The organism is Herbaspirillum lusitanum P6-12 (assembly GCF_000256565.1).
Lineage (GTDB): Bacteria > Pseudomonadota > Gammaproteobacteria > Burkholderiales > Burkholderiaceae_D > Herbaspirillum > Herbaspirillum lusitanum.
Genome location: NZ_AJHH01000097.1, coordinates 1 through 6,089, shown reverse-complemented (window position 1 = coordinate 6,089; position 6,089 = coordinate 1). Strand labels below are relative to the sequence as shown.

5 protein-coding genes and 1 pseudogene are annotated in these 6,089 nt (G+C 59.9%); 1 reads left to right on the top strand and 5 read right to left on the bottom strand.

Going from position 1 to position 6,089, the window contains the following annotated elements:
* Positions 1-218: 218 nt before the first annotated feature.
* From prmB to dapC, 5 genes and pseudogenes are all read right to left on the bottom strand, one after another.
* Positions 219-1,112 carry a 50S ribosomal protein L3 N(5)-glutamine methyltransferase gene (gene prmB, locus HLUSI_RS0103330; RefSeq protein ID WP_016832615.1) on the bottom strand — a complete coding sequence of 298 codons (894 nt, stop codon included), beginning with the start codon at positions 1,110-1,112 and terminating at the stop codon, positions 219-221.
* A 61-nt stretch (positions 1,113-1,173) separates the two neighbouring features.
* Positions 1,174-2,301, bottom strand: coding sequence for a succinyl-diaminopimelate desuccinylase (gene dapE / locus HLUSI_RS0103325; protein ID WP_016832614.1), 1,128 nt, complete (start codon positions 2,299-2,301; stop codon positions 1,174-1,176).
* Between the two features lie 15 nt (positions 2,302-2,316).
* Entirely contained in the window at positions 2,317-2,679 is a 363-nt protein-coding gene (locus HLUSI_RS0103320; protein ID WP_016832613.1) for an ArsC family reductase, read from the bottom strand.
* Between the two features lie 106 nt (positions 2,680-2,785).
* Complete coding sequence (dapD, locus tag HLUSI_RS0103315; protein WP_016832612.1) at positions 2,786-3,622, bottom strand: 2,3,4,5-tetrahydropyridine-2,6-dicarboxylate N-succinyltransferase; 837 nt, start codon at positions 3,620-3,622, stop codon at positions 2,786-2,788.
* Between the two features lie 106 nt (positions 3,623-3,728).
* Positions 3,729-4,918, bottom strand: a pseudogene (gene dapC, locus HLUSI_RS26775) (succinyldiaminopimelate transaminase).
* A 223-nt stretch (positions 4,919-5,141) separates the two neighbouring features.
* Between dapC and HLUSI_RS0103305 the strand changes: the two are divergent.
* Positions 5,142-6,089 (top strand): cache domain-containing protein (locus tag HLUSI_RS0103305; protein WP_016832611.1); only part of this gene is annotated, 948 nt, incomplete at its 3' end.

The window sequence follows — 6,089 nt, the reverse complement described above, 5'->3', positions numbered from 1 at the left end:
CTTCATTGGTGATGTAGGCGGCCGGCACGCGATCTTCGGGCGCCGATGAGGCCGATCTTGTCGCCCGGGTTGAGGGTGACATCGACATTCTCCAGCAAGGGTTTAACGCCGCGGGCCAGGGTAACTTGCTGAAAACGAATCATCGGAAAACTGCAATCAAAGAGAAAAAATCAGGTTAAAACGAAGCGGAGAAACAAAACTTGAAGCGACGCAAGAAATCAGGCGAGGTGCTGCAATTGATCAGCCGTCACGAGGAACACCATGTCGTCGCCGGCGCTGGTCGTCACCCAGGTCAGTTCCAGGTCGGGGAAGGCGGCTTCGGCGTAGGCGCGTTCGTTGCCGATCTCGACGATCAGTACGCCGTTCGGCGTCAGGCGTTGTGCGGCGCCCTTGACGATCTTGCGCACCAGATCCATGCCGTCCTTGCCGCCTGCCAGCGCGATTTGCGGCTCCTGCAGGTATTCCTGCGGCAACTTGCTCATCGAGTCGGCATTGACGTACGGCGGATTGCTGATGATCAGGTCGTACTTGCGCGCCGGCAGTTTGGTGTAAAGATCGGACTCGACCAGGTTGATGCGATCGCCCAGCTCGTAGTCGTCGACGTTGCGGCGCGCCACTTGCAGCGCTTCCGGCGAAATGTCGACAGCTTCCACGCGCGCCTGCGGGAAGGCATCGGCCAGCAGGATCGGCAGGCAGCCGGAACCGGTGCACAGGTCGAGGATGTTTTCGACTTGGGCAGGATCCTGCACCCACGGCGAGAAATGCTCAGGAATCAGTTCGGCAATGAACGAACGCGGCACGATCACGCGTTCATCGACGAAAAAGCGATAGCCGCCCAGCCAGGCTTCATTGGTGATGTAGGCGGCCGGCACGCGATCTTCGGTGCGGCGCATGATCACGCGCAGCAGATTGTCGATCTCGCCTTGCAGCAGGCGCGCGTCGAGGAACGGCTCGAGCTGGTCCAGCGGCAGTTTCAGCGTATGCAGGATCAGGTAGGCGGCTTCATCGAAGGCGTTGTTGGTGCCGTGGCCGAAGAACAGCTTCTCGGTATTGAAGCTGGTGATGGCGTAGCGCAGGATGTCGCGCACGGTGGCGAAATTGTTTGGCGTCATGATCGATATTCTCGGTCTGTACATAATGAATGGGGTCCGGCTGGTTGAGTCCGCTGCGGGACTATAGCAACAGGTTTTCCATGGTGCGGCGATAGATGTTCTTTAGCGGATCGATGTAGCGCACTTCGATGTATTCGTCGATCTTGTGAATGCTGTCGTTGGGCGGTCCGAACTCGATCACCTGCGGACAGATCTGCGCGATGAAGCGTCCGTCGGAGGTGCCGCCGGTGGTCGACAGTTCGGTGTCGAGGCCGGTCTCGGCCTTGATTGCCGAGGCCAACGCGTCGCTCAGGTTGCCGCGCGGCGTCAGGAACGGCAGGCCGCCAACGGTCCACTTGAGGTCGTAGTCAAAGCCGTGCTTGTCGAGGATCGCATGCACGCGTTGTTGCAGGCCATCGACCGTACTGGCTGTTGAGAAACGGAAGTTGAAGTCGATCACGACATCGCCCGGGATCACGTTCGACGCGCCGGTGCCGCCATGGATATTCGATATCTGCCACGAGGTCGGCAGGTAGTATTCGTTGCCTTCGTCCCATTTCTCGGCGACGAGTTCGGCCAGCGCCGGCGCCGCCAGGTGGATAGGATTCTTCGCCAGTTGCGGATAGGCGATGTGACCCTGGATACCCTTGACCGTGAGTTTGCCGGACATGGTGCCGCGGCGGCCGTTCTTGATCATGTCGCCGAGCTGTTTGGCCGATGTCGGTTCGCCGACGATGCAGTAATCGAGCTGTTCGCCGCGCGCCTTCAGTTGGTTGCAGACGATCACGGTGCCGTCGGTGGCCGGTCCTTCTTCATCGCTGGTGATCAGGAAGCCGATCGAGCCCTTGTGGTCGGGATGCGCGGCGACGAATTCTTCCACGGCGACAACCATCGCTGCAATCGAGGTCTTCATGTCGGACGCGCCGCGCCCGAACAGCTTGCCGTCGCGTTGTGTCGGCACGAACGGCGGCGATTGCCACTTGTCGACCGGGCCGGTCGGCACCACGTCGGTGTGTCCCGCAAATGCCAGCAGCGGCTGCGCGGTGCCCTTGCGCGCCCATAGGTTGGTGACGTCGCCGGACTGGATGGTTTCGCAAACGAAGCCGAGCGGCGCCAGCAGTTCAGCCAGGCGTGCCTGGCAGCCTTTGTCTTCCGGTGTTACGGAGGAGAGGGCGATCAGTTCCTGGGTCAGGGCAAGGGTTTTGCTCATGGTGAATTCTTGAAATCAGTTCTTGAAAATCTGTTGATAAAGGTCTGCGGTAAAACCGACGTGCGTGGGCGCTTCACCGGTTTGCAGCACCGGACGCTTGACGATGGACGGCAGCTCGACGATCAGTGCCGTGGCGCTGGCGTTGTCGGTGATGCTCGCCTTGCGTTCGTCGGACAGGCCGCGCCAGGTCGTGCCTTTGCGATTGACCAGCGTGTCCCAGGGAATATCCTTGAGCCAGGTTTTCACCAGACCGGCATCCAGGCCTGCCTTCTTGAAATCGTGGAAGGTGTACGCGATGCCGTTGGCGTCGAGCCAGGTGCGCGCCTTCTTGACCGTGTCGCAGTTGGGGATACCGTAGAGAGTGACTTGCTTGCTCATGAAATCAACATCCTGTTTTACAAAAAGTGAAGGCCGGCGTCATGCATGCCGGCCATATCTCTTGGTTTGCTGCAAACGACATTGCCGGCACGCGCCGTGATGCTGATCAGGCGCCGCGCAGCAGTTCGTTGATCGAGGTCTTCGAACGGGTTTGTGCATCGACCTTCTTGACGATGATCGCGGCGTACAGGCTGTACTTGCCATCCTTCGACGGCAGGTTGCCCGGGACCACGACGGAGCCGGCCGGGACGCGGCCGTAATGCACTTCGCCGGTTTCACGATCGTAGATCTTGGTCGACTGGCCGATATACACGCCCATCGACAGCACCGAGTTTTCTTCGATGATCACGCCTTCAACGACTTCCGAACGGGCGCCGATGAAGCAGTTGTCTTCGATGATGACCGGACCGGCTTGCACCGGCTCGAGCACGCCGCCGATGCCGACGCCGCCGGACAGGTGGACGTTCTTGCCGATTTGCGCGGCGGAACCGACGGTGGCCCATGTGTCGACCATCGCGCCTTCATCGACGTAAGCGCCGATGTTGACGTAGGACGGCATCAGCACGACGTTCTTGCCGATGAAGGAGCCGTGGCGGGCAACTGCCGGCGGCACCACGCGGAAGCCGCCCTTGGCGAAATCTTCAGCGGTGTAGTTGGCGAACTTGGTCGGGACCTTGTCGTAGAACTGCGGATAGCCGGGAATGCCGGAGCCGACCGGGACGTTGTCTTCCAGGCGGAACGACAGCAGGATGGCTTTCTTGACCCATTGGTTGACTTGCCATTGGCCGACGCTTTGGCGATCCGCCACGCGCAATGTGCCTGCGTTCAGGCCGGCGATGACTTCCGCCACGGCGTTGCGGATATCGGCCGGTGCGGTCTTCGGCGACAGGCTGGCGCGGTCTTCCCACGCCTGATCGATGATTTGCTGGATGGATTGAGTCATCTTGTTTTATCTAGGTTGAAAATGAATAAAAACCGGGCGGTGGTTTCCTTGATGCTGAGGTGCTCAATGGGAACCGCGCCCGGGATGGCAGAGGTGCTGGAAAATCTTATGCGGCCGCCAGTTTGCGTGTGAAAGCGACAATGCGTTGCGCCGCTTCCAGGCATTCTTCCACTTCGGCGACCAGCGCCATGCGGATGCGCTGCTGGCCCGGATTGACGCCGTTGGCTTCGCGCGCCAGGTAACTGCCGGGCAATACCGTGACATTATATTCGGCATAGAGGCGCTTGGCGTATTCGGTGTCGCTGATCGAGGTCAGTTTATCGACCCTGGCCCACAGGTAAAAGCCGGCATCCGGCAGGGATACGTCCAGCACTTCCTGCAACAGCGGCGTCACCTGGCCGAATTTCTTGATGTATTTGGCGCGGTTTTCCTGCACGTGGGTCTCATCGTTCCAGGCGGCAATCGAGGCGTTCTGGATGGATGGACTCATGGCGCCAGCAGGAATTTCTTCAGGATCGCGGCATCGCCGGCCACGAAGCCCGAACGCATGCCGGGCACGTTGGAGCGCTTCGACAGGCTCGAGAAGGCGATCAGGCGATCGTAGCCGCGGCCCAGCTTGTGCGCCGCTTCAAGGCCGCCCAACGGGGCTTCTTCCTTGAAATAGATTTCCGAATAGCATTCATCGGAGGCGATCACGAAGCCGTAGCGGTCGGAGAGTTCGAACAGTTTCTTCCAGTCATCCAGCGACAGCACGGCGCCGGTCGGATTGCCCGGAGAGCACAGGAACAGCAGCTTGACGCGCGGCCAGATATCGTCCGGCACCTGGCTGAAATCGGGCGCGAAATTGCGCGCCGGATCGGAATTGACGAAATAAGGTTGCGCGCCTGACAAGTAGGCCGAGCCTTCGTAGATTTGATAGAACGGATTGGGGCAAATCACCAGCGCATCTTTTTGCGATGGGTCGACCACCGTTTGCGTCAGCGAGAACAGCGCCTCGCGCGAACCATTGACCGGCAGGATCTCGGTAGCCGGGTCAGGACGCGGGATGTCATAACGTTTCTGCAGCCAGTCTGCAATCGCACCGCGCAGGGCGTCGCTGCCCAGGGTGGCCGGGTAGGAGGCCAGGCCGGCCAGGTTGTCGATCAGCGCCTGCTGGATGAAGGCCGGAGTCGGATGCTTGGGTTCGCCGATGCCCAGGCTGATGTGGCGATAGTCCGGATTGGGCGTGACGTCGGAAAACAGGTTCTTCAGTTTTTCGAAGGGGTAAGGCTGCAGCTTGTCGAGTAATGGATTCACAATGGATTCACGGCGGCGCGTAGCGAGGGTGGGGTAGGCCGACATTATACTGATTGTTGCGGGGAAGATGGGCAGGGGAAGCAGCGTCGCCGCAATGCAGCAAATTGAACAATCGCAGCCGGGAAACCACGCTGTTCGCAAGATGTGCTTGCTGCAAAGTAAGTTATCGTTCGCAGTCCAAGAATAAATCTCCCCCAAATCTGGAACGAACGGAGTTGCAAGTATGAAAACATTGAAGGCGAAACTTCTGCTGGCGCTGGTCGTCATGTGGATTGGCCTCTTGGTGCTGGCGGCGTGGTCGGCGCTCAACACCCGGCAAAACATGATCAACGAACGCGAGGCCGGACTCAAGCGCGTCGTCGAAACTGCTGAAGGCATTCTCAAGAGTTACGCGGCCGAAGTCGCCGCCGGCAAGACCTCGCTGGCAGACGCCCAGAAGCAGGCGCTGGAACGCATCGCGGCGATGCGTTACGACAACGACAACTACATCTTCGTCTTCGATTCCAAACCGGTGGTGCTGATGCACCCGACCAACAAGAGCGTGGTCGGCAAGAACGTCGGCGACCGCAAGGACAGCGACGGCAAGCTGTACTACGTCGAAATGGTCAAGGTCGGCAAGGCGCAGCAGCGCGGCTACGTCAATTACATGGGACGCCTGCCGGGCGCCGACGATACCAATCGCACGCAGAAAGTCAGCTATCTGATCTACTACCAACCCTGGGACTGGCTGTTGGTGTCGGGCGTATTCCTCAATGACGTCGAAAGCGATTTCTACAAGAACTTGCTGAAGCTGGCCGGCATCCTGGTCGTGATCGGCGTTGCGGTGTCGGCGATGATGCTGGCGATCATCCGCAACATCACGCGCAGCCTCGGCGGTGAGCCGGCGTATGCAGTCGGCGTGGCGTCGCGCATTGCGTCCGGCGACCTGACCATGGCAATCAAGACGCGGGCGGGAGACAAAACCAGCCTGCTGTATGAAATGAGCGTGATGCGCGAGAGATTGTCGTCGGTGATCGGCGGCATTCGCGCCGGCACCGACTCCATCGACACCGGCGCCAAGGAAATCGCCGCCGGCAACATGGATCTGTCGTCGCGCACCGAGCAACAGGCGGCGTCGCTGGAAGAGACCGCATCCAGCATGGAAGAGCTCACCTCGACCGTGAAACAGAAC

Excerpts from the sequence above, each read along its gene's own strand:
- prmB (WP_016832615.1), bottom strand. The coding sequence starts at position 1,112 with ATGACGCCAAACAATTTCGCCACCGTGCGCGACATCCTGCGCTACGCC.
- dapE (WP_016832614.1), bottom strand. The coding sequence starts at position 2,301 with ATGAGCAAAACCCTTGCCCTGACCCAGGAACTGATCGCCCTCTCCTCC.
- HLUSI_RS0103320 (WP_016832613.1), bottom strand. The coding sequence starts at position 2,679 with ATGAGCAAGCAAGTCACTCTCTACGGTATCCCCAACTGCGACACGGTC.
- dapD (WP_016832612.1), bottom strand. The coding sequence starts at position 3,622 with ATGACTCAATCCATCCAGCAAATCATCGATCAGGCGTGGGAAGACCGC.